This is a genomic window from Maridesulfovibrio sp. (assembly GCF_963678865.1).
GTDB lineage: Bacteria > Desulfobacterota > Desulfovibrionia > Desulfovibrionales > Desulfovibrionaceae > Maridesulfovibrio.
On sequence record NZ_OY787459.1, the window covers coordinates 4,200,384 to 4,220,941 of the forward strand.

Sequence of the window (20,558 nt, forward strand, 5' to 3'; positions counted from 1 at the left end):
GGGAGATTTTATTCAAAAATTTTGTTGATTTTCTGGCCGAGGGTATCAGGGGTGAAAGGTTTAACAATGTAGTTTGAAACCTTGGCCTGAACAGCCTCAATGATGTTTTCCTGCTGTGCTTCAGCAGTAACCATCAAGAAGGGGATGTCGGCGAATTCTTCACTGGCCCTTACTTTGCGCAGCAGTTCGATGCCGGTCATCTGGGGCATGTTCCAGTCGGAAACGATGAACTGAATGCTGTCGTCTTTGTTCAGGGTTTCCCATGCTGTGGTTCCGTCATCAGCTTCAACAATGTTTGTAAAGCCGATCTGGCGGAGGATGTTTTTGATAATACGACGCATGGTTGCGAAGTCATCCACAACAAGAACTTTCATAGAGTAATTGATCGCCATTTATTTCTCCTTAAGGTTCCGTATGATATTTATCGTGGAACATTTTTCTCAATTTTTTTAAAGCCTGAGAATGCAACTGGGATACCCTGCCTTCTGTAATATCCATTACTTCGGAGGTTTCCTTCATGTTCAGTTCCTCCCCGTAGTACAGAGATAATACCAGTTTTTCCCTCGGCGTCAAATTATCAATCAGATCAGCTACCTTGTCCACTGTTTCTTGAAAGAGAGCAGATTGAAAGGGTTCATCATCAAGCTGAGAATCTGTGTTACTAGGGATGTTGTCATTGAATGCGTCCAGATTGACACAGAGTTGGTTCTGGAGGGCTTCTAGTCCCTGCTGGACTTCCTTTGCGGAAAATCCGGTTGCTTCTTCAATCTGGGCACTGGTGGGTTTTTCACCGGTTTCGTGTTCTATGTCGCGGATGCTGCTTTCAATAGTTTTTACTTTTTGACGCAGGCCGCGTGAAAACCAGTCCATACGGCGAAGCTCATCAAGCATGGCACCTTTAATGCGGTTTTCCGCATAGGTTTCAAACTTGATTTTCAATTCCGGGCGAAATTTACCCAGAGACTCCACCAAACCCAGACTTCCGGCACTGATCAACTCTCCAAGCTCCACATTCTGCGGGAGCTTGGCTTTCATGCGGAGTGCGATGATACGGATTTTAGGTGAATAGTGCCGTACTATCGCCTCTTGGTCTGAGGGCGAAAAATCTTCCCAGTCGGTAGTCCCGTCTTCAAGGTTAAGCCACGGACTGCTCTTGGAAGAGAAGTTTTTTCCAGAAGAACTTGATATTACCATCTAGCTCGGATGTCGCTTTCCATTTGGTTATTTTTTTAGCAGCTTCAGCAATCTGAACACAAGCCGGGCTTGAGGGTGCAACTTTGCATAACGGGGTCTGTTTAATGACCGCCTTACGCATGTTAGGATCACGGGGGATAACACCAACCAGATCCAGTGAAACACCACTCAGGAAATGATCACAGGCCATGTAAAGCTTCTTGAACACTTCCTTGGCTTCTTTCATGTCCGGAGCCATGTTTACCAGAACCTTGAATTTGTCAACCCCGTGATGCAGTTTCATGACCTTGATCAGGGCATAGGCATCGGTCAGCGAGGTGGGTTCCGGAGTCAGCACCAGAAGGCGCTGCTGCACGGCGAGATTGAAGTAGAGCACGTTATCGTTGATTCCGGCTCCGGTATCAACGATAAGGTAGTCAATTTCATCTTCAAGGTGGTCCATGGCTTCCAGCAGGTCCAGCTTCTGCCCGGTGGAAAGCGATACCATGTCGCTGACACCGGAAGAGGCCGGGAGGATGTCGAATCCGTAATCGGTCTTGTAAAGAACTTCCCTGATTCCTGTGCCCTCGTGAAAGAGGTGGAAAAGGTTGTACTTGGGAGCGATTCCCAGCAGGACGTCGACATTGGCGAGGCCGAGGTCTGCATCCAGCAGCAAGACTTTCTTGCCCATGCGGCTTAAGTTGTAGGCCAGATTTACGGATATGTTTGTCTTGCCTACGCCTCCTTTACCGGAGGTTACTGAAAATACCATGGGAAGATTGGAATTCATTTGTATCACCCTGTTCTTATTTATCTCTACTGTTTACGTTGCCAGCGACAATTATGCAACGAGTATTGCGCTCATTTCCCTAAAATCTGATTATTTTGCAGGAAAAACGGTTAAACCGCCTTGGCGAATTTCATATTTTCTACTGCCGGAAGCTGGTGTTTGAATACCAGTCTCCAGAAATCCTTTTCACAGGCCGGTTTCATGCTGTTGCGCAGACCGGAACCGTAGGAAAGCAGGGAAACCGGCAGGCTGCTTTCGTAGGAGGTGTTGACCAGTGCGCCGTAGTTGCAGGCTTCGTCAAGCTTGGTCCAGATGAGGCTTTTTACTTTATTGGATTTAAATTTTTTCAGGAAGGCGGTGTACTGTGCCGAAGCGTAGTATGGATTGAGGACCAGATGTACTGCGAGATCGCAGGGTCCGGTCATGCCGCAGGCAGTCAGCCAGCCTTCCAGTTCCGCATTGCCGGAGAGTCCGGGCAGGTCGATGAATACCCTGTCAAATTTCCGGCTTTCACCGATGAGCCGTGCGAAATCTTCACGGCTGGCCAATTCCCGGAATTCAAGTCCTGAAAGATCGGCATAGTGGCGCAGGACGAGGCGTCCCTTGCCTTGTCCCTGATCTGCAGAGGCGAGGCAGATGCGGGCTGCGGGGTTTTCTTTCTTTTCCTTGAGTGCGAGGCGGATAATCGTTGATGTCTTACCTGCGCCGTGCGGTCCGGCGAGGGCTTGAAATTTCTGGGGCCAGTTGCTGGAATTCATGGCACGGACCGGAACTATTTTTTCCAGTTCGGGCAAAATGGCTTTGGATTTATCGCCACGGAGTTGCTGAAAAAGATCAAGGATAACCTTGCTTTCAACACCTTCACGCTCAAGATATTCAAGAGCGAGGCGCTGGCGGGGGGCCAGCAGGTTCAGGTTCATCTGCGGCTTCAGCAGGGCCATCATGTGCCCTTTAATCTGGTTCCATTCCTGATTCCAGTCCGGGATGTTGTTCATTGCATAATCAATGACTTCTTCCCTTGTTTCCTGAGCCGGTACAGGTTCTTCCTGACCGTCAACGCCGACCATGATCTCATGGATTTTGCGCCCGTCCTCCTCAACCGACTTGTTGCTGAGGATAATTGCGTTGTCACCGAATTCCGCTTTGATTTCGGCGAAGACCGCTGTCGTGCTGTTGCCTCTGAATGTTTTTACCCGCATGTTACCAACCTTTTTAAATCTCTACGGTACCCGCAGACATGATTCGTATGCTCGCAGGAATCTCGGCCTGCGATATTACAGGTATGGTAGGCAAGAAGCGTACCATCAGTTGGGCCAAGTGGCTTCTCAGCTGAGGAGCACACAAAAGGACAGGTTGACCGTCAGTATTCAGTACACCTTCTGCAGCCGAATTAACGCTCTGTATGAGCTGCTGGGCGCTGCCCGGATCAAGGGCCAGAAAACCACCGGTCTCGGAGGAGCGTACCGCATCGTTGAGCTTGGCATCAGCTGAGGGGCCGAAGGTCAGGATGGGCAGGCTGCCGTCACTGGCAAGGTAAGGCTTGATAATAGTCCTGCTCATGTGGGAGCGGACATATTCGGTAAGCTGGTTCGGGTCCTGAATAGCGGGACCGTAGTCAGCGAGGGCTTCAACAATTGTCAGTAAGTCGCGTATGGAAACGTTTTCGCGGACAAGGTTCTGGAGCACCTTCTGAACCACGCCGAGGGAAAGGATGTTGGGAACGAGGTCTTCAACAGCCTTGGGAGCGCGTTTGGAAAGGTTGTCCAACAGGTCCTGCGTTTCCTGCCTGCCGAGGAATTCGCCAAGGTTGCGGCGGAAGACTTCGGTAAGGTGGGTGGCGATAACTGTTGACGGATCGACCACGGTGTAACCTGCGAGCATGGCTTCTTCCTTCTGGGTATCGGGAATCCAGATAGCGGGAAGGTTGAATGCCGGTTCGACGGTTTCAATACCCTTGATTCTGTGCTTGGCATCACCCGGATCCATAGCCAACTGGTGGTCGATGAGAATTTCAGCGGATGCCACAACGTTGCCTTTGATGAGAACACGGTACTCACCGGGCTTAAGCTGCAGGTTGTCACGCAGATGCAGTGACGGAATAATGACACCCATATCCAGAGCGTACTGACGGCGGATGGAGCGAATGCGCGAGAGCAGGTTGCCGCTTTGCTCTTCATCCACCAGCGGGATAAGGCCGTAGCCGACTTCCAGTTCGAGGGAGTCGAGAGGCAGCAGAGCCTGTACTTCTTCCGGGCTGTCCAGTGATGGTTGTTCGGCTTTTTCCTTCTGTGCCTTGGCTTCGCTTTCCTGTACTTCCGCTTCTGCGTCCCTGCCGAGGAGGGATACTCCGTAGATCAGGGCTGCGAGGCAGAGGAAAGGTATGGTGGGCATGCCCGGAACAATACCGAATACGACCAGAATGATGGATACCAGTTTGAGTGCCCGGGAGTGGAAGGTCAGCTGTCCGATGAATTCCTCACCCATCTTGGCTTCAGCGGCAGCGCGTGAAACAATGATACCTGCGGAGGTGGAGATGATCAGTGAGGGGATTGTGGAAACAAGTCCGTCACCGATGGTCAGCAGGGTGTAAGTCTGGGCTGCGTCGGTCCAGTGCATTCCTTTCTGGAGAACACCGATGAGAATTCCGCCGATTATGTTGATGGCGGTAATGATCAGACCTGCGTTTACGTCCCCCTGTACAAATTTACCGGCACCGTCCATGGCACCGTAGAAGTCCGCTTCGCGGCGCAGGTTTTTACGCTGATCCCTTGCTTCCTCTTCACCGATGAGTCCGGAGTTCAGGTCGGCTTCAATAGCCATCTGCTTACCGGGCATGGCATCAAGGGTGAATCGTGCTGCAACTTCAGCAATACGGGTGGTACCCTGTACGATAACTGTTTTGTTCAGGATGAACAGAATCATAAAAATGACGATACCGATGACGTAGTTACCACCTACAACAAATTCACCGAAACTTTGAATAACATTACCTGCAGCCGATGTTCCTTCATCCCCGTGGAGGAGGATTGCTCTGGTGGTGGCTACGTTCAGGGCCAGACGAAGCAGAGTGGTTACCAGCAGGAGTGATGGAAAAATAGAGAATTCAAGGGGTGACTGCAGGAACATGGAGGTGATCAGGATGACCAGTCCCAGTGAAATACTTACACTGAGCATGAAGTCGATAAACATTGTCGGCAGGGGAATGAGCATGACGAAGAGAATAACTACAACGCCGCCCGCAAGAAGGATATCACCCTGCTTGGCAAATTGCTGGTAATTTATCGCTTTAGATTCAGCCATGATTTTGACACCCCTTTCAGGTCTTGTATATTTTGTGGCATTTTGCGGAAGAGGTGCTCAGGCCTTTATCTGCGTGTGAATTTGTTCAGTTTCGCAAGTATTGCAGCTACAGCCTTGTAGAGCTCTTCCGGGATGATGTCACCGATCTCAACCTGTTTATACAAGGCCTGTGCCAAAGGCTTGTTTTCGCGGATCGGTATATTGTTTTCGCGGGCTGCTTCTTTAATCCGCTCTGCAACTTTGTTCATACCCTTGGCCAGAACCAATGGAGCAGGGGCTACCATAGGATCGTATTTCAGTGCAATGGCGTAATGGGTGGGGTTGGTGATAACAACGTCCGCATTGGGGACTTCCGCCATCATGCGTTTCTGGAGGATGGCCATCATTTTCTGTTTCTGCTGCTGCTTGATCTTTGGGTCACCCTGGGATTGTTTGAATTCGTCTTTGACCTCGTCCTTGGTCATTTTCATCTCTTCCTGGTAATTGTAACGTTGATACCAGAGGTCGGCCAGAGCAAGAATCAGCATGGGCAGCATGGTATAAGTAATCATCTTATACCCGGTTTTAAGTATATAAATAGCTAGTTCATTGGCGTTGGAATAGAAGAGTGGCAGAAAATTTCCCACTTCGTTTTTGATTATTATGTAGGGAGCGATTCCAACTATTATGGCGAAGAAAATGCTTTTAAACAGCCTGATGGCTGTTTTGACATCAAACATAAGTCTTTTCAAACCCTGAACAAGATTGAACATCTTTGAAAATTTAGGTTTGAAAACTTTGGTGGTCCACAGGCTTCCAACCTGCAGACGGAGCACGAGAAAAGCAACAAAGGCAATGAAGAAAAATAAAGGCAGTAATATAGCTGCCAGCTTTTGTGAACTCCATTGAAACAGCTGGTAAACGGACTGTTTATCTAGGTTTATGAAGATACCCTTGGTGAAAAACCACTGGAATATCTCGTAAAACTGTTCGTAGTAATAACCCATAATGACCCGCAGGCAGAGAACACCTGCAATGAGGGTCATTATTTTACCCATTTCCTCCCCTTTGGCGACGCTGCCGTCTTTACGGGCTTTTTTGATTCGTTTGGGCGTCGCCTTCTCGGTTTTACTGGGATCTTTAGCCATGAAGCTCCCTCCTAGTTACCGATAGGCAGGACCGGTGGGCTTCCGGCCTTGATTATGCTTAAAAGATAGTTCGGCAGGTCGGCTACAAAGTCACCTACATACAGGGCGAGGACGTTGAAAACGAGCCCGAGGACAAAGAATCCGGCCATGATCTTGAGAGGGAAACCGAGCATGAGTACGTTCATCTGCGGAGCCATTTTGCTGATCAGTGCCAGCCCGAGGTCAACTACAAATATTGTTGCGATGATAGGTGAAGCCACCTTGACCGCAAGGACGAACAGGTCCTTTGAAATACTCATTATCTGCCCGGTCAACGTAGATGATATGAAAATCTGGCCCGGAGGTATGTATTTAAAACTCTCCACCATCGCAGACATCAGGTAGAGGTGCCCGTTTATATTCAGGAAAACCAGAATGGCGCACATGTAAAGGAAGTGGGCGGTGACGGCCTCATTGACCCCGGTTATCGGGTCAAGGACGTTGACCATGGAAAAGCCCACCTGAACACCGATGAGGTTACCCCCGGTCTGGATTGCAGCAAACATAACATGTACGGAAATACCCATGACCAGCCCGAGAACCAGTTCTCCCAGTATCATAAGGGCAATGTTGTAGGGGTTGGCAGGCATGAGGCTGCCGTCGAATCCTACATGGGGCCATATCCCCAGTGTCAAAACAATGGTCAGTGCCGCTTTTACCGGGTTGGGGATTGAGTTTCCTCCAAAAAAAGGCATCAAAAATAGCACGATGCTTACCCTGAACAAGGTAAGGTAAAAGCTCATCAGGTCGCTGGGATTGAAATTAAAAAAAGTCATGCTGTCCTCGTTTCAAACTGGTCTGCAAAATCAGGACCCATTGTTTAGAGTCTATTATCATCAAGAGGGATGGAGGGCAAAGGATGACTGCGGTAGCTGTTATTTTTAGTAAACAAATTCAATTAAAAAGCCCGTAAGATTTCTTACGGGCTCAGACGTGTTTGTGTCAGTGCTTTTTAATTCAATATGTAGCGCATGGGATTGACCGGAACTCCGCCGAGGCGCACTTCATAGTGGACATGCGGTCCGGTGGAGCGACCTGTGTTACCTGCGTAACCGATAAGTTCACCGCGGGTTACGACTTGACCTTTTTTAACAATCTGCTGCTTCATATGACCATATCTGGTCGCCAGATTGGCTCCGTGATTGATTTTGATGAGCTTGCCGTAGCCTCCCTGTGAGCCGGAGAAAGAGACAGTCCCTTTTGCCGGAGCATAAATGGGGGTCCCTATGGGGCAGGAGATGTCTATACCCTTATGATATTCGCGTTTCCCGGTAAAAGGGGAACTGCGCCAGCCGAAAGGAGAAGTCACCCAGCCTTCTGCAGGCCATATGGACGGGGTGGCGTCCAGAGCGTCCTGTTTAGAGCGCATGGAGTGGATGATTTCCTGCTGCCTTACTTCTTCAAGTTTGGCTTCTGTGCTGAGCTGGGCAAGAAAATCGTGCATCTTGCGGACAAGAAGTTCCTGTCTGTAAAGTGGGAGGTAATTATTGGAAAAGTCTGCTCCGGTTGATCCGCCTTTCGGGGCTACGTTTTGAACATTGCCCTGATCAAGGTTGATCATTACCCGCAGTTTGGAATCAAAATTTCGAACCCGGTCAAGATCCTGCGAAATATTCTGCATTTTCTGGGAGAGTGATATCAACTGGGCTTTCTGTTCCTGGACAGCCTTTTCCGCACGGACAAGGTTGTTTTCCAGTCCGGAATAATTCTGGTAATATTTCCAAAGGTATATATTACCCCCGGCAAGTCCTGCTACCAGAGCGAAAAGAAAGAAGAAAATCCAACCGCGAAGCTGGAATTTGCGAGCGTTGTCGCAGGGGTTTTTAAAAATTACTACGTGATATTTTTTGAATAGCATAGTCAGTTTGGGCCTTGTTTTGTATGTATGACGTTGTTTTGTCTCTGATCAACAGGCGCAATAAATTTGTGGAATTTTTATGATGTTTTCATGTTTAAGTCAAGCTGCCAACGTCTTAAAGCATTAAAAGTATTGTTTCTGGAGCCGGGCATTTTGCGCCATTCCTGCTCCAGCCAGTTGTTGATTTCACTGCGCTTGGTGTTGTCGTTTGAAGGGCATTTGTTGTTCCAGACCGGGAGTTCCCACTGCCGTGCTGCAGCTTTAATATATATTTTTTCCAACATCAGCGTGGGGCGGATAACATTGAGTTTTCCTTGGAAAAAAGGCTCGTTTGCAGAGAGTCCTTCAATTCGGCCGTTTTGAAGCATGTTCATGTGAAAAGTAGTGACCAGATCATCAGCGGTATGGCCGAGAGCAAGGTGGGTCAGGTTGTATTGATCGCATAGTTCAAACAGTCTTTTGCGTCTTAAGCGACTGCAGTAAAAGCACGCGGATTTTTTTTTGTTTTCCGGTCCGTGTGCTCTGGGACCGTAGTCGGTCAGTTCGATATGTGAAGCTATTCCGTTTTCCCTGCACCAGTCTGAAAGCGGCTGGTGGTTTTGCGGAACAAAGCCCGGGTTAACGTGCAGGACCATAAGCTCAATATTAAATGGTATGATGGCCTGACGGATAAGCATGGTGCGGATAAGTACGAAGCTGTCTACTCCGCCAGAGACGGCTATCCCGATGCGGTCCCCTTCTTTGACCATCTCGGTTTTCTGCATGAGCATGCCGACTGTGGATACGCATTTTTTTTGGGCAAAGCTCAGTTTTCCCCATTTTGCCATGATCTGCTCCGGATATATCTAATAAGTTGTGGTAAATTTCAGTTTTATAATTTATTGTTAGTCAATAATTGCTTGTCAACGGTCTGTTGCTGACGGGATGGGGATTCTGCCTTAAAACAGGTTGACATGCAAGATTATATCGCCTATTTTGGCAAATTGCTCCTTTGTTGAATAATGTCGTGAGTCTGTAATTCCAAGGTGCTGTTTGTGCTGAAAAGGTTTTTTATTTTTTTGACTCTGGTCTCCATTGTTTGCGGAGCCTTTTATCTGAGTTCACCGAAAGAAACGGTTGAACGTGCTGAGCCTGTTTGGCCTGTTCTCAATAAAGATCAGGTGGACAGGCTTGACGTGTGTCAGATGGATAATAACTGTTTTTCCCTGGTCCGCAGATCTGACGGATGGGGAGTTGCCCAGCATGGCTGGAACGGCACAGTGGAAGCTGACCGCAAAAAGGTTGAGTCGCTTCTGACCGGGCTGGCTCAGGATAGAGCTTTCAGATGTCTTGGCAGGATGGCGGAAGGAGCTGCTGCCGAGTACGGATTTGACTTTCCCCGTATTCGTATCGCCTCCGGTGGCGGACAGGAACTGACGATGACGGTCGGGGCCGATAGTCCTTCCGGTGAAGGTTATTTTGCCTTAAATTCAAAGGAAGAACGCAGTCTCTTTTTGCTGGACAAAGATTTTGTGCAGCATTGTGAGTTCCCAGCGGATTACTATTACAATCTTTTTCTGCTGCCGGGGCAACCTGCAAAAGTGAAATCAGTTTCTCTGGGGCACGGCGGTTCGTTTTCATGGACTCTGGTCCGTAAGGACGGTTCTTTCTTTTTTACTTTTCCGGCTCCTTTGAGCGGAAAAAAGGCCAGTGGCGGAGATGTTGATATGTTTCTTCATTCCCTGCTGGAGGTCCCTGCAAAGGGGCTCGTTGCCACGGATCCTCAAAAGGAGGGTCGACTCGTTTTAAATATTGAGATTGTTCTGCCCGATAATAAGGTGGAGATTCTTGAAATTTTTGAACCGAGCGGGGAAGAAGGACATTATTTGGCCCGGTCTTCCTCTCAGAACGGATATTTTGTTTTAAGTGATGAACATTTTGAACAATTAAACAGAAAAGCTTTTGCCATGCGCCAGCGAAATATTGTTTCCGTGGCCATCGGTAAGGTAGGTTCTGTCAAGGTTGTTCAGGGTAACCAGACTTTTACCGGAATCAAATCCGATAAAAACTGGATCAATTTTGTGGATAAAAAGCCGCTGCTGGGCATTGACATGTCTCTTTGGCGACTTAATGAATTAAAATTCGAGGCGGAACCGGCGGAAAAACTTTCGGAGACTTCCGAAAAGGTGATGGATCTGGAATTGCTGGATGAACAAGGCGCACATGTCGTCAAGGTATCCTTCTATTCAGATCCTGAGCTTCCCACCGGTCAGTGCTGGCTCTCGCTCGGCGACGGCAGCGGATACTATCCGGTATCCGACAAACTGCTTGAAGACCTGCAGGGGCAGATTCCTCTCAGAAAATAACCGGGATTTATTCCGGTAAAACCATTGCGTTGGAGATCACATGGCAAGAATCACCGTTGAAGATTGTCTGGCTGAGGTTGGTAACAGATTCCTTATTGTCCAGATGGCCATTAAAAGAGTGAAGCAATACCGTGAAGGTTATACTCCTCTTGTTGAATCCAAAAACAAAGAAATTGTAACCGCGCTCAGGGAAATTGCCGCTTCCAAGGTTCTTCCCGAGAGCTACCATACTGCCGACGGTAAAAAGCCCGGCAGCGAATAAGTCATGTCAAAACGTTGTTATTATGAAGTATTAGAGGTTACCAGAGAAGCTCAGGAAGGGGAAATCAAAAGGGCCTACCGCAAGAAGGCCATGGAATTTCATCCTGACCGTAACCCGGGCAACGCGGAAGCTGAAGAGAGATTCAAGGAAGCTGCAGAGGCATACGACGTTCTGCGGGATCCTGAAAAAAGAAGCCGTTACGACCGTTTCGGCCATGATGGCGTGAACGGTATGAACGGTGGATTCGGCGGATTCCAATCCTCCGAAGATATTTTCGGAGCCTTCGGCGATATTTTCGGCGACATTTTCGGATTCGGCGGAGGTGGCCGCGGTGCCAACCGTATGCAGGCCGGATCCGACCTCAGGTATAATCTTACTGTTTCTTTTCGTGAAGCAGCCAAGGGAACCGAGGTGGAGCTGAATATCCCGGTTACAGATACCTGTGATGCCTGCGGCGGAAGCGGTTCGGCGCCCGGAAGTTCTCCTGAAACCTGCTCCCATTGCGGCGGCAGGGGAGCAGTGGAGCAGACTCAGGGCTTTTTCCGTATTTCCGTTCCCTGTCCGTCCTGTAACGGGAAAGGGAAGATTGTCACCAATCCTTGTCCTGAATGTCATGGCGCCGGATATGTGCGTAAGCAGAAGGACCTGAATGTCCGCATCCCGGCCGGGGTTGATAACGGTTCACGTCTGCGTCTGCGCGGAGAAGGCGAAGCCGGACTTAACGGCGGTCCTCACGGTGACCTTTACGTGGTCATCACTGTGGAGCCGGATAAGGTTTTCAAGCGTCAGGGCCAGGATCTGGTCCTGAGTACCGAGATTACTTTTGTTCAGGCTGCTCTGGGCTACAAGATGGAAATACCCACTCTTGAAGATCCCATTGAAATGGATGTTCCCAAAGGCACCCAGTCCAGCGAGGTCTTCCAGCTTCGTGGGCTCGGCCTTCCTTATCTCGGCAGTTCCCACAGGGGAGACCTGCTTGTGGAAGTGAAGGTCAAGACTCCTACCGGGCTGAACAGCAGGCAGGAAGAACTTCTCAGGGAATTCGAAGTCCTTGATGAAGAGAAGCCCATGAAAAAGGTAAAAAAGCTTTTTAAAAAAGCAAAAGATAAAGTGATGGGTGAGTAGCATGAGTGAGTTTTCCCATATTGATGCCGAAGGCAATGCGGTAATGGTGGATGTGGCAGCCAAGGCCGACACCAAGCGTACTGCCATTGCCAAAGGAAGGGTCATCCTCAACGAGGAGACTTTCAATCTGCTGCGGAAGCAGGCTCTCCCTAAAGGTGACGCCCTTGCTTCAGCCAAGATTGCAGGAATTATGGGGGCCAAGGAAACTCATCGTCTTATCCCGCTCTGTCATCCCATTGCACTCAGCTATGTTGATGTGCGTTTTGCTGTCAACGAAGCTGAGCTGACCATTGAAGTGGAAGGAGAAGCCCGTTGCACCGGTAAAACCGGGGTCGAAATGGAAGCGTTGGTTGCCGTACAGGTTGCCTGTGCCACTATTTACGACATGTGCAAGGCCGTACAGAAGGATGTGATTATCTCCGACGTACGCCTCGTCTACAAAGAAGGCGGCAAGTCCGGGACTTTTCGCGCAGAGTAAGCTTTTCTCAATACGATTTGTTAAAGCGGCAGCACTGATTAATCAGTGCTGCCGCTTTTCTTTTCCCAAGCTACTTGCGTTTATTCCTTAAAATGATTAGTTCGTAGACCAAAGACAATTCCCCTACTGATCAGGATGCTATTCAGTAGTTATGTAAATCTCAAAACAGAGGTTCGGTTCATGTCAGAACATGTAGTTGTCATCGGTGCTGTTGCACTTGGTCCCAAGGCGGCCTGCCGTTACAAAAGAATAAGGCAGGATGCCCGCGTTACCCTCATCGACAGGGACGATATTTTCTCCTACGGCGGTTGCGGTATCCCTTACTTTGTTTCCGGTGATGTGTCCGAAGCCAACCAGCTTCGCACCACAGCTTTCCATATGGTCCGGGACGAGCCGTTTTTTAACGACATCAAGGGTGTAGAAGTTCTTTCTTCCACCGAAGTAACCAAAATCGACCGTGCGAACAAACAGGTTAGGATTAAAAATCTGAAGACCGGCGAAGAAAGCGAGCTTGATTATGATAAACTCGTAATCGGAACCGGAGCTACTCCTCGCAAACTCGGCCTTCCCGGTGAAGACCTTGAAAATGTTTTCTATGTCGGCAATATGCACGATGCTGAAAAAATCAAGGAAGGCATCACCAAAGGGCAGTACGGTAAGGCTGTAGTTGTCGGTGCCGGTTTTATCGGTCTTGAAATGGCTGAAGCTTTTTCTGACATGTGGGGTATTGAAACCACAGTTGTTGAGATCTTTGACCAGATTCTGCCACGTATGTGCAGCCCTGTGCTGGCAAAAATGGGTCAGAAGCACATGGAAGAAGAGGGCGTTTCCTTCAAATTGGGCCAGACTGTTTCCAAAATCGAAGGCGACGGTAAGGTTGAGCGTGTAATAACCTCAGACGGCGCTGTGGAAGCGGATATCGTAATTATTTCCGCTGGCGTAATACCCAACGACAAGCTCGCCCGTGAATGCGGACTTGATTGCAGTGAACGCGGCGGTATTCTCGTTGATGAAACAATGCGTACTTCCGATCCCCTGATTTTTTCAGGCGGTGACTGCGCAATTATCAAGAATGCTGTTGATGATTCCCCGTTGTTCCTGCCCATGGGTTCCATGGCAAACAGGCAGGGGCGTATCATCGGCGGTAACCTGGCCGGACGCAATGATGTTTTTCCTCCGGCAGCTGGTTCCTGGTGTGTCAAGATTTTTGAACGTGCCATGTCCGGTACCGGTATGAGTCTCGGGGCTGCCAAACAGGCCGGGTTCGATGCTGTCAGCGTTATGCTGATAATGGCTGACCGTGCCCATTTCTATCCTGAAAAGGACATGATGACCCTTGAGATGGTTGTTGATAGAGCCAGCCGCAGGGTTCTCGGTATTCAGGGGCTTTCGGCCGGAGGGGATGCCCTTGTGGGACGTATTAATGCTGTTGCGGCAATTATGAAATATCAGCCTAAGATTGAAGATGTCAGCAATCTTGAAGTTGCATATTCCCCGCCGTTCGCATCAGCCATGGATGTTCTCAATGCCATTGCCAATATGGCAGATAACGCTCTTGCCGGTATGAACCACGGTCATGGCCCGGATATTTTCGCTCAGTATTGGGACGCGCGTGAAGGTGGAGAGTATTGCTTTCTTGATGTGCGTGAGCGCGCAGACGCCGAGCCTTTCCTCGAGAAATATCCCGAACACTGGCATAATATCCCTCAGGGAGAAATTCCCAAGAGGTATGAAGAGCTTCCCAAAGACAAAAAACTGGTGCTGGTCTGCAATACCGGCGGACGTTCTTATGAAGCCCAGATTATGCTTGATGCGTTAGGATTTGAAGAAGTCCATAATATTCATGGCGGTATGGCAGTGATCAAAGCCTTCGGCGTGGATATTTAAGTATAAAAAAATGAATGCAGAACGCCGTCTTTTTAAAAGGCGGCGTTTTTTACTTTTAAATCAAAATGTTAGCGCTGGTTCGGTGTGGTGTGATAGATGGCTGCGCGGAGAAGTATTTTTTTAAATTTAGCGTTGCTATGGTTTTTTATTTATTTTATTGTATGCTGCATAAATTGAAAATAATTTGCTGGTCTTGGACCTGTTAACTATTCATTCTGCGCCAAGTGAGGGGATATGAGGTTTTTAATTATTGATGATGACGAAACCGTCCACATGTACTTGAGTAAACTTCTTTCGCCATATGCCCGCTGTGAGGCCGTGTTCAACGGAAATGATGCCATTGATTTGTATAAGAAGGCACACGAAGAAAATGATCCGTTTGATACTGTGTTTATGGATATCCTCATGCCTGAAATGGACGGCCATGAGGCGACCAAAAAGCTGCGTGCGCTGGAGAAGGATTTGGATATAAACGGTCCGGATGAATTCAAACTGGTCATGATCACCTCCCTGAAAGACACTAAGAATGTCAGTCAGGCCTTTTTTAAAGGCTATGCCAGCTGCTATATTGTAAAGCCGTTCAATAAGGTGCAGGTCATGAGTGAGCTGCGTGAGAATAATATTCTTTAACTCTGAATATTCAATTCGGGGTGAAAAGCGGGGCCGTTTACGGCCCCGCTTTTTTTATAGAAGCTCGTCGATAACGGCTATAAAGAAGCTAGCTGCAACGGGCAGGATTTCGTCGTTGAAATCAAATCTGCTGTTGTGCAGCGCGGCTGAGTCGGAACCGTTACCGATCCAGACATAGCAGCCTTTAGTATGTTTCATGAAGAAAGCGTAGTCTTCAGCAGCCATGGATGATTCCATGTCAGTTACCACGTTTTCCGGGCCGACAACTTTTTCAGCGGCCTTCAGACCTATTTCCGGTACGGAGTTTACCAGCACCGGGTGTTTGCGGACATAATCCAGTTCCGCTTCAACCCCGTACATCACCGCAGCACCCTTTGCTACCTGTCCGATTGATTCCTGAATAAGATCCTGAACCTTTTCATTACATGTACGGACATTGCCTTGAACCATAACCCGGTCGGGGATGCCGTTGCGCATGCTTCCGCCATGAACCTGGGTTATGGAAACAACTCCACGCTCGTGGGAAGGCACTTTGCGGACGATAATGGATTGCAATCCCTTGATGATGTCCGCCACTGCGGCAAAGGGTTCGTTGCAGACGTGAGGCATGGAAGCGTGTCCGCTTTTTCCGGTGACATGGATTTCAAAGCGGTCTTCGGAGGCCATGCATGCACCGTTGTGGACGGCGATTTTGCCGGTTTCAAGTCCGGGCCAGTTATGGAAGCCGAACATGTAATCCACTTTATACTTTTCAAAGAAACCGTCTTCGATAACTTTGAGCGCTCCTTCGTAACCTTCTTCTCCGGATTGAAAAAGAAGCAGCACTGTTCCGTTGAAGTCACGGTGCTTTGACAGGTATGCCGCAAGTGCGATCAAAGAAACGCAATGACCGTCATGACCGCAGGCATGCATTTTGCCTTTAGTCTGAGACTTGTGGTCGAAGTCGTTTTCTTCATCCATCTCCAGAGCATCAATATCCACCCGGAAGGCCACTGTGGTGTCACCTTCACCGCCTTTTACTTCGGCGACAACTGAATTAACCCCGCAGTCGGAATAGGGGATACCGTATTCGTCAAGCTTGGATTTAATCAGCTTTGCGGTTTCCACCGTATCCAGACCTACTTCTGGATTGCGGTGGATATTGCGGCGGAGTTCCTTCATTTCATCAAGAAGGGCAAGCACTTCTGAATTCAGGGCCATCTAAATGTCTCCCATGAATTTAAGTACTCCCTGCGCGATGGCTGCAGAACCGATGTATGTGGATATCATGACAAAGAGGCTGACAATGACAATACGCCATCCACTTTTTTTGAAGGTATCAAGATCCTTACCGATAGCGATACCTGCATAGGCCAGAATGGGAGTAGTCAGGGCCAGAAAGTGGACCTTGGCTACGTACGCGTTAATAGTTTCGGACAGAGGAAAACCCGGCAGGCTGACAATAACACCGTAAGTGATGACGAAAAGAACTGACGGGATTTTCTTGAATACGAACATGTTGGTGGCTACACCCGCAACGCAAATCAGGAGCAGGATACCCATACCGGGCAGAGCTTCAACAATATTATTGTTAAAACCGACGTGGTTGCCGATAAGGACCATTATGCTCACCAGAACAAGAACGGCAGTGGATTCAATAAGGTTCTGCTGTTTAGTCATTATAAGGCCTCCGGAGCAGTTTTGTATTTGAGTTTGTAGATGTAGTTGTAAAGCTTGTTGGACATGGGCAGTGCAAGAATCAGCGACATGTATACGCCGTCGATTCCGGAGAGGGTGTTACTTGCCACGCCGAATGCCTGAATCTGTTCAGCCATTGCGGGATATGCAGCACTGAGGCTACCCACGGATGCAGTCATCATACTTGCGCTGCCTACACCGGAAGCCATCGCCAGTGCATAGGGATGGAAGATTTCAAAGGCAGCAAGGAACGAGGCCATCAGACCGAAAAAGATGGTTCCGAAAACAGTACCGCAGATATAGACGCCCATGACACCGCGCCCTTCGGCTGAATCGAGACCGTAAATATCGCCGATGAGGGCCACGTTGGGCTCTCTTGCTATGGAGTGGGCGGCACCTACTGCTTCACGTTTCAGGCCGAGGTACATGGCGATGGGTACACCGAAGATCAGGGTGGCTATGTTACCGAATTCCTGCAGAATAAGAGCGGGACCGGCTTTGAGGATTTCAAAAAACTTGGGACCGACCAAGGTTCCGTAACGGGCCATAAGCAGAAGCAGGGTAAGTCCCACAAGGGTGCTGGCCTGAAACATGTCTTTTTCCTTCACGACCTTAAAGAATTTAGGGCCGAGGAAAATTCCGATAAACATTGCATAGAGCATGGGCAGCAGAACCAGTTTTCCCGGTCCCACCTTAAAAGTCATAATCCCTATGAATTCTGAAACGACAACAAGGGCAAGGACCACAAGATGCAGTTTAATGTTTTTCACAGCTTCATTCATAAAAACACTCCGCTGATGCAGGCTGCGTTATGCAGCCTAAAAAAGATGTTGAAGAAAAAGCCTCTATAGGCTTGACCATAATTATATTTCGGACACGACATGAATGTGTCCGAAATTGCGCCGAAAAAAACCGTTAAATCAACAGGCGAACCATTTTTTTAGGACGTCCAACCTGATTGGCAACTTCCTTGCCGTAGATTTCAGCATAACCGCTATCCAGAAACTTTTTCAACACCCTGCGTGCGCTGCGTTCCCCTATCCCGAGACAGGCAGCAAAGTCTGATGAGTCAAAGGTGTCTTTGCGTGTTTTATCCATCAACGATCTGATTTTATCCAGATAGCTGGGACTAATGCCTATTTTTTCCGACATTTCGAGCAGTTTTCCATCTACGACATGGGTACTGTACTCGAGTTCGTCTTCCTCACCGATAGGCCCGCGAATCTGGGGACCTTCAACAATAAACAGGCCTCCCTTATCGAGTTTTACTGCATTATCCAGAGCTTTGCGGGCCGATTTTTCGGCCTCAAAGGCAGTGGCTCCTATACCGATGCCGGAAGAAAAAATAATATTGCGCTCCCGTCCCCATGCCAGCAGTCTTTTAAAGTGTTCACGGTGAGGGGGGCTGTCTATCAGGCCGCGGGTAGAGAATATGACATGTTCCTCGGTCCCGAAATTGAAGAGACTACCCTGAATGGCGCGCACGTACTCAAGCAGCTCCAGATAAAATTTGCCACCGTTTTTCATGTCGTCATACTGGTTGATTGAGTTTCGGGTAATTGATTTAAGCTTAATGAGCTGAATGGCAATTCCGGCGGAACGCAGACTTAAATTTTTAATTCGTCCGGTTAAACGGGTCAGGGAATCCTTGATTTGGAGCGTGCTGGCATAGAGCCGAAAAACCGGAAGTCCTCTCTTTTGAAGTTCGCTGTACACATACCCGAACCCGGTGGCGATGGCGTCCACCTTGCCTGATTCATAAAGCTCGACGTGACGATCAAAATATTCCTGCTCGCTCAAGTGCAGCGCAAAAGGCATGGAGTGGATATTTTCCAGTTCAACCCCGAATTCGCGCACAACTTCTACCAGAATATCATCGTTGACTACGTCAATGCTGAGCCTGCCGGATTTGATCCCTTTGCGGTTCATTTCCGAGAGAACACGTAACAGACTGTAGCCTCCGCGCTGAATATGCTCGTAGGGATTGGTTATGGTTCCGCGGGCTTTGGCTCCTTCCTGAACAGCGATCCCTGTGAAGAGAGTTCCGTTTGTTTCGCGTTGGCATTGTTCGAGCACTTCCCACGAATCTTCGGCCCGTTCTCTCACATATGTGATCAGGGTGATGTCATCGCAGCATCTGGCTGTTGCTGCTTTTACTATTTCGATAGAGTCTGAAGGTCCGATACAGCCAATTTTCATTGAAATACCTGATAGTTGTGAGGAGTAATTCGATTACGATTTGCGTAATATTTTGAAAAAAAATCAATTAAGGACATGTCACAAATGTGTCCAAATAAGAACAGCCTGCCTGCAAGAATGTATCGTGTCAAGTTTGCCAATTTTGAATCTGTACGTTTGAATCTCGTTATTTGGCGGGTTTGACGGTGTTTTGCATTGTTAAACAGCGTACATAATACTTATTGGGCTATGGGGCTGTCTTTAAATTTCGTTTTGCGTAAAAAATATTTTTCGTATTTAAGTGTAATGAGGTTGAAATAAGTGTGGGTGCTCAGGTTGAGCCGAAATCATGTTGTGTTTCTCAATAATTGACTGTTCAAATCAGAAGGATTTGTTGACCCGATTCCTGTGACAGGATAATTGTTTTAACAAATTTTTATGCCAAGGAGTTGCATTATGTTGAAAAATAGAATTTTAGCTTTCTGCCTTGCCCTTGCAATGTGTGTTGCTATTTCAGGATGCGCGGCCATCGTTCTTGGCGGGGCTGCAGCAGGAGGTACGTATGTTTATGTGACCGGTCAGGCCAAGCAGAAATATAATGCCGATCTGGGCAGTACATATCAGGCTGCGCTTAAGGGGTGTCAGAGTCTTGGATTAAAGGTAGTGGATAAAAAGAAAAGACTTAGTGATGCTTCCATTAAAGCTGTAGATGTCGATAAGGATGTGTTTATCGATTTTACCTATGTATCTACGAAAGTAACCGAAGTCACAGTGCGGTACGGTATACTGGGCGATGAAGTCGCATCGCGGAGGATACTTGCATCAATAAATAATAATTTTTAACTATTAATAGATAAAAGTATCACTTAGCATCCTGTCCCCGGACAGGATGTTTTTTTATGCCTCTATCCCCCCTTTTGCTGTCAGGTAAAAAAGGGGGGAGTGACTTGCGAGTTCTTTTTTCAGGGTGAGAAAGAAAAAGAGAGTCGGTTTTTTTATTTATCAGCGCGAGCAGAGTCCATCTGGCGAAAATCAGCATTGAGGATGAAGGTGCGGTTTTCCTGAGTATTCCAGTTGTCGAGTGAGGTCATGATCAGTTCATTTTTGTCTTTGAGGTTAATGATCGGACAGGCCTTTTTATCGGTCTTTTTTTCCGAACGCTTGTTCTGCTTCATGACGTCCTCCATGGGTTACGGTGTGGTTAGTCCTAGTAAGAAGATAACCTCTGCAAGCGAACAAAACAATGCTTGTTGATGAAAAAAATGGATAAAACCTGAATCTAACCGTTATTGCTGGATATTTTGTTTTTATGTTTATTTAATTAAAATTATTTACTTTTTTTGTCGTTATGTCTGTAGTTGTATTTAATATAAGAGTATTCTTGATTTGTGATGTCCAGCTCAAACATAGTCAATGTGTGTTGTCGCGGTTGATTCTGTGGACTATCTCAACAGCTACGAGGTAGCCGGAGTCCGGTTCTCGGTACAAAGCCGCAGCGTCGGCATCATGTTTTACGGCAATAATTTTGCCTTGGGTGTCTGGTAACTGGCCGATTTAAGCATTGCGTTCAATTCCTTTGAGGGTTCCAGAAGGCTAATAGATCAACCTACCTTTGAACCGGAATCCCATATCTGATACAGCGAGGATTGTGCTGCGGTCATTGTTTACCAGCAGGTCATAGAATCCTCC

21 protein-coding genes are annotated in these 20,558 nt (G+C 48.0%); 7 read left to right on the forward strand and 14 right to left on the reverse strand.

Annotated features, from left to right (window positions below; translation table 11 throughout):
- Positions 1-8: 8 nt before the first annotated feature.
- The 9 genes from ACKU41_RS19080 to ACKU41_RS19120 form a co-directional block, all read right to left on the reverse strand.
- The gene (locus ACKU41_RS19080) at positions 9-392 is read right to left on the reverse strand and encodes a chemotaxis response regulator CheY (RefSeq protein WP_319779156.1); all 384 of its coding nucleotides are present in this window, start codon (positions 390-392) and stop codon (positions 9-11) included.
- A 10-nt stretch (positions 393-402) separates the two neighbouring features.
- The gene (locus ACKU41_RS19085; protein ID WP_321403103.1) at positions 403-1,194 is read right to left on the reverse strand and encodes a FliA/WhiG family RNA polymerase sigma factor; all 792 of its coding nucleotides are present in this window, start codon (positions 1,192-1,194) and stop codon (positions 403-405) included.
- Positions 1,136-1,963, reverse strand: a complete 828-nt coding sequence (locus ACKU41_RS19090) for a MinD/ParA family protein (RefSeq protein WP_319779158.1) — start codon at positions 1,961-1,963, stop codon at positions 1,136-1,138. The genes ACKU41_RS19085 and ACKU41_RS19090 overlap by 59 nt, the downstream gene beginning before the upstream one ends.
- Before the next feature lie 110 nt (positions 1,964-2,073).
- Positions 2,074-3,162 carry a flagellar biosynthesis protein FlhF gene (locus ACKU41_RS19095; RefSeq protein WP_321403105.1) on the reverse strand — a complete coding sequence of 363 codons (1,089 nt, stop codon included), beginning with the start codon at positions 3,160-3,162 and terminating at the stop codon, positions 2,074-2,076.
- 13 nt (positions 3,163-3,175) lie between these two features.
- Positions 3,176-5,263: a flagellar biosynthesis protein FlhA gene (gene flhA / locus ACKU41_RS19100; RefSeq protein WP_319779160.1), complete on the reverse strand. Its 2,088-nt coding sequence runs from the start codon at positions 5,261-5,263 to the stop codon at positions 3,176-3,178.
- A gap of 65 nt (positions 5,264-5,328) precedes the next feature.
- Positions 5,329-6,390, reverse strand: a complete 1,062-nt coding sequence (gene flhB, locus ACKU41_RS19105; RefSeq protein ID WP_319779161.1) for a flagellar biosynthesis protein FlhB — start codon at positions 6,388-6,390, stop codon at positions 5,329-5,331.
- A gap of 11 nt (positions 6,391-6,401) precedes the next feature.
- Positions 6,402-7,205 carry a flagellar biosynthetic protein FliR gene (fliR, locus tag ACKU41_RS19110; protein WP_319779162.1) on the reverse strand — a complete coding sequence of 268 codons (804 nt, stop codon included), beginning with the start codon at positions 7,203-7,205 and terminating at the stop codon, positions 6,402-6,404.
- A gap of 176 nt (positions 7,206-7,381) precedes the next feature.
- A complete protein-coding gene (locus ACKU41_RS19115) occupies positions 7,382-8,287 on the reverse strand; it encodes a M23 family metallopeptidase (RefSeq protein WP_319779163.1) in 906 nt (301 codons plus the stop codon).
- A 77-nt stretch (positions 8,288-8,364) separates the two neighbouring features.
- Complete coding sequence (locus ACKU41_RS19120) at positions 8,365-9,114, reverse strand: tRNA 2-thiocytidine biosynthesis TtcA family protein (protein WP_321403109.1); 750 nt, start codon at positions 9,112-9,114, stop codon at positions 8,365-8,367.
- 207 nt (positions 9,115-9,321) lie between these two features.
- Between ACKU41_RS19120 and ACKU41_RS19125 the strand changes: the two genes are divergently transcribed.
- The 6 genes from ACKU41_RS19125 to ACKU41_RS19150 all read left to right on the forward strand — a co-directional run bounded on the left by ACKU41_RS19125 (position 9,322) and on the right by ACKU41_RS19150 (position 15,014).
- Positions 9,322-10,632: a DUF4340 domain-containing protein gene (locus ACKU41_RS19125; RefSeq protein WP_321403111.1), complete on the forward strand. Its 1,311-nt coding sequence runs from the start codon at positions 9,322-9,324 to the stop codon at positions 10,630-10,632.
- Between the two features lie 40 nt (positions 10,633-10,672).
- Positions 10,673-10,894 (forward strand): DNA-directed RNA polymerase subunit omega, encoded by a 222-nt coding sequence (gene rpoZ, locus ACKU41_RS19130; protein WP_319779166.1) that lies wholly within the window; start codon positions 10,673-10,675, stop codon positions 10,892-10,894.
- A 3-nt stretch (positions 10,895-10,897) separates the two neighbouring features.
- Positions 10,898-12,019: a molecular chaperone DnaJ gene (gene dnaJ / locus ACKU41_RS19135; RefSeq protein WP_321403112.1), complete on the forward strand. Its 1,122-nt coding sequence runs from the start codon at positions 10,898-10,900 to the stop codon at positions 12,017-12,019.
- 1 nt (position 12,020) lies between these two features.
- Positions 12,021-12,497, forward strand: coding sequence for a cyclic pyranopterin monophosphate synthase MoaC (gene moaC, locus ACKU41_RS19140; protein ID WP_319779168.1), 477 nt, complete (start codon positions 12,021-12,023; stop codon positions 12,495-12,497).
- 180 nt (positions 12,498-12,677) lie between these two features.
- On the forward strand, positions 12,678-14,384 hold the full coding sequence (locus ACKU41_RS19145; RefSeq protein WP_319779169.1) for an FAD-dependent oxidoreductase: 1,707 nt from the start codon (positions 12,678-12,680) through the stop codon (positions 14,382-14,384).
- A gap of 234 nt (positions 14,385-14,618) precedes the next feature.
- Positions 14,619-15,014, forward strand: coding sequence for a response regulator (locus ACKU41_RS19150; RefSeq protein WP_321403115.1), 396 nt, complete (start codon positions 14,619-14,621; stop codon positions 15,012-15,014).
- Positions 15,015-15,068: 54 nt separating this feature from the next.
- On the opposite strand, the gene ACKU41_RS19155 is transcribed toward ACKU41_RS19150, so the two are convergent.
- The 4 genes from ACKU41_RS19155 to ACKU41_RS19170 all read right to left on the reverse strand — a co-directional run bounded on the left by ACKU41_RS19155 (position 15,069) and on the right by ACKU41_RS19170 (position 18,890).
- Entirely contained in the window at positions 15,069-16,214 is a 1,146-nt protein-coding gene (locus tag ACKU41_RS19155) for an amidohydrolase (RefSeq protein ID WP_321403117.1), read from the reverse strand.
- Positions 16,215-16,673 (reverse strand): hypothetical protein, encoded by a 459-nt coding sequence (locus ACKU41_RS19160; protein ID WP_321403119.1) that lies wholly within the window; start codon positions 16,671-16,673, stop codon positions 16,215-16,217.
- The gene (locus ACKU41_RS19165; RefSeq protein WP_321403120.1) at positions 16,673-17,473 is read right to left on the reverse strand and encodes a DUF3100 domain-containing protein; all 801 of its coding nucleotides are present in this window, start codon (positions 17,471-17,473) and stop codon (positions 16,673-16,675) included. Before ACKU41_RS19165 ends, ACKU41_RS19160 begins: the two co-directional genes overlap by 1 nt.
- Positions 17,474-17,606: 133 nt before the next feature.
- Positions 17,607-18,890, reverse strand: coding sequence for a hypothetical protein (locus ACKU41_RS19170; protein ID WP_321403122.1), 1,284 nt, complete (start codon positions 18,888-18,890; stop codon positions 17,607-17,609).
- Between the two features lie 435 nt (positions 18,891-19,325).
- Between ACKU41_RS19170 and ACKU41_RS19175 the strand changes: the two genes are divergently transcribed.
- Positions 19,326-19,712, forward strand: a complete 387-nt coding sequence (locus tag ACKU41_RS19175; protein WP_319779183.1) for a DUF3568 domain-containing protein — start codon at positions 19,326-19,328, stop codon at positions 19,710-19,712.
- A 152-nt stretch (positions 19,713-19,864) separates the two neighbouring features.
- Here the strand turns inward: ACKU41_RS19175 and ACKU41_RS19180 are convergent, their stop codons facing one another.
- Positions 19,865-20,044 carry a hypothetical protein gene (locus tag ACKU41_RS19180; protein WP_319779184.1) on the reverse strand — a complete coding sequence of 60 codons (180 nt, stop codon included), beginning with the start codon at positions 20,042-20,044 and terminating at the stop codon, positions 19,865-19,867.
- Between the last annotated feature and the right edge of the window lie 514 nt (positions 20,045-20,558).

Bases quoted from the DNA above. Each gene is read 5' to 3' on its own strand.
- ACKU41_RS19080 (WP_319779156.1), bottom strand. From the start codon at position 392: ATGGCGATCAATTACTCTATGAAAGTTCTTGTTGTGGATGACTTCGCA.
- ACKU41_RS19085 (WP_321403103.1), bottom strand. From the start codon at position 1,194: ATGGTAATATCAAGTTCTTCTGGAAAAAACTTCTCTTCCAAGAGCAGT.
- ACKU41_RS19090 (WP_319779158.1), bottom strand. From the start codon at position 1,963: ATGAATTCCAATCTTCCCATGGTATTTTCAGTAACCTCCGGTAAAGGA.
- ACKU41_RS19095 (WP_321403105.1), bottom strand. From the start codon at position 3,162: ATGCGGGTAAAAACATTCAGAGGCAACAGCACGACAGCGGTCTTCGCC.
- flhA (WP_319779160.1), bottom strand. From the start codon at position 5,263: ATGGCTGAATCTAAAGCGATAAATTACCAGCAATTTGCCAAGCAGGGT.
- flhB (WP_319779161.1), bottom strand. From the start codon at position 6,390: ATGGCTAAAGATCCCAGTAAAACCGAGAAGGCGACGCCCAAACGAATC.
- fliR (WP_319779162.1), bottom strand. From the start codon at position 7,205: ATGACTTTTTTTAATTTCAATCCCAGCGACCTGATGAGCTTTTACCTT.
- ACKU41_RS19115 (WP_319779163.1), bottom strand. From the start codon at position 8,287: ATGCTATTCAAAAAATATCACGTAGTAATTTTTAAAAACCCCTGCGAC.
- ACKU41_RS19120 (WP_321403109.1), bottom strand. From the start codon at position 9,114: ATGGCAAAATGGGGAAAACTGAGCTTTGCCCAAAAAAAATGCGTATCC.
- rpoZ (WP_319779166.1), top strand. From the start codon at position 10,673: ATGGCAAGAATCACCGTTGAAGATTGTCTGGCTGAGGTTGGTAACAGA.
- dnaJ (WP_321403112.1), top strand. From the start codon at position 10,898: ATGTCAAAACGTTGTTATTATGAAGTATTAGAGGTTACCAGAGAAGCT.
- moaC (WP_319779168.1), top strand. From the start codon at position 12,021: ATGAGTGAGTTTTCCCATATTGATGCCGAAGGCAATGCGGTAATGGTG.
- ACKU41_RS19145 (WP_319779169.1), top strand. From the start codon at position 12,678: ATGTCAGAACATGTAGTTGTCATCGGTGCTGTTGCACTTGGTCCCAAG.
- ACKU41_RS19150 (WP_321403115.1), top strand. From the start codon at position 14,619: ATGAGGTTTTTAATTATTGATGATGACGAAACCGTCCACATGTACTTG.
- ACKU41_RS19155 (WP_321403117.1), bottom strand. From the start codon at position 16,214: ATGGCCCTGAATTCAGAAGTGCTTGCCCTTCTTGATGAAATGAAGGAA.
- ACKU41_RS19160 (WP_321403119.1), bottom strand. From the start codon at position 16,673: ATGACTAAACAGCAGAACCTTATTGAATCCACTGCCGTTCTTGTTCTG.
- ACKU41_RS19165 (WP_321403120.1), bottom strand. From the start codon at position 17,473: ATGAATGAAGCTGTGAAAAACATTAAACTGCATCTTGTGGTCCTTGCC.
- ACKU41_RS19170 (WP_321403122.1), bottom strand. From the start codon at position 18,890: ATGAAAATTGGCTGTATCGGACCTTCAGACTCTATCGAAATAGTAAAA.
- ACKU41_RS19175 (WP_319779183.1), top strand. From the start codon at position 19,326: ATGTTGAAAAATAGAATTTTAGCTTTCTGCCTTGCCCTTGCAATGTGT.
- ACKU41_RS19180 (WP_319779184.1), bottom strand. From the start codon at position 20,044: ATGAAGCAGAACAAGCGTTCGGAAAAAAAGACCGATAAAAAGGCCTGT.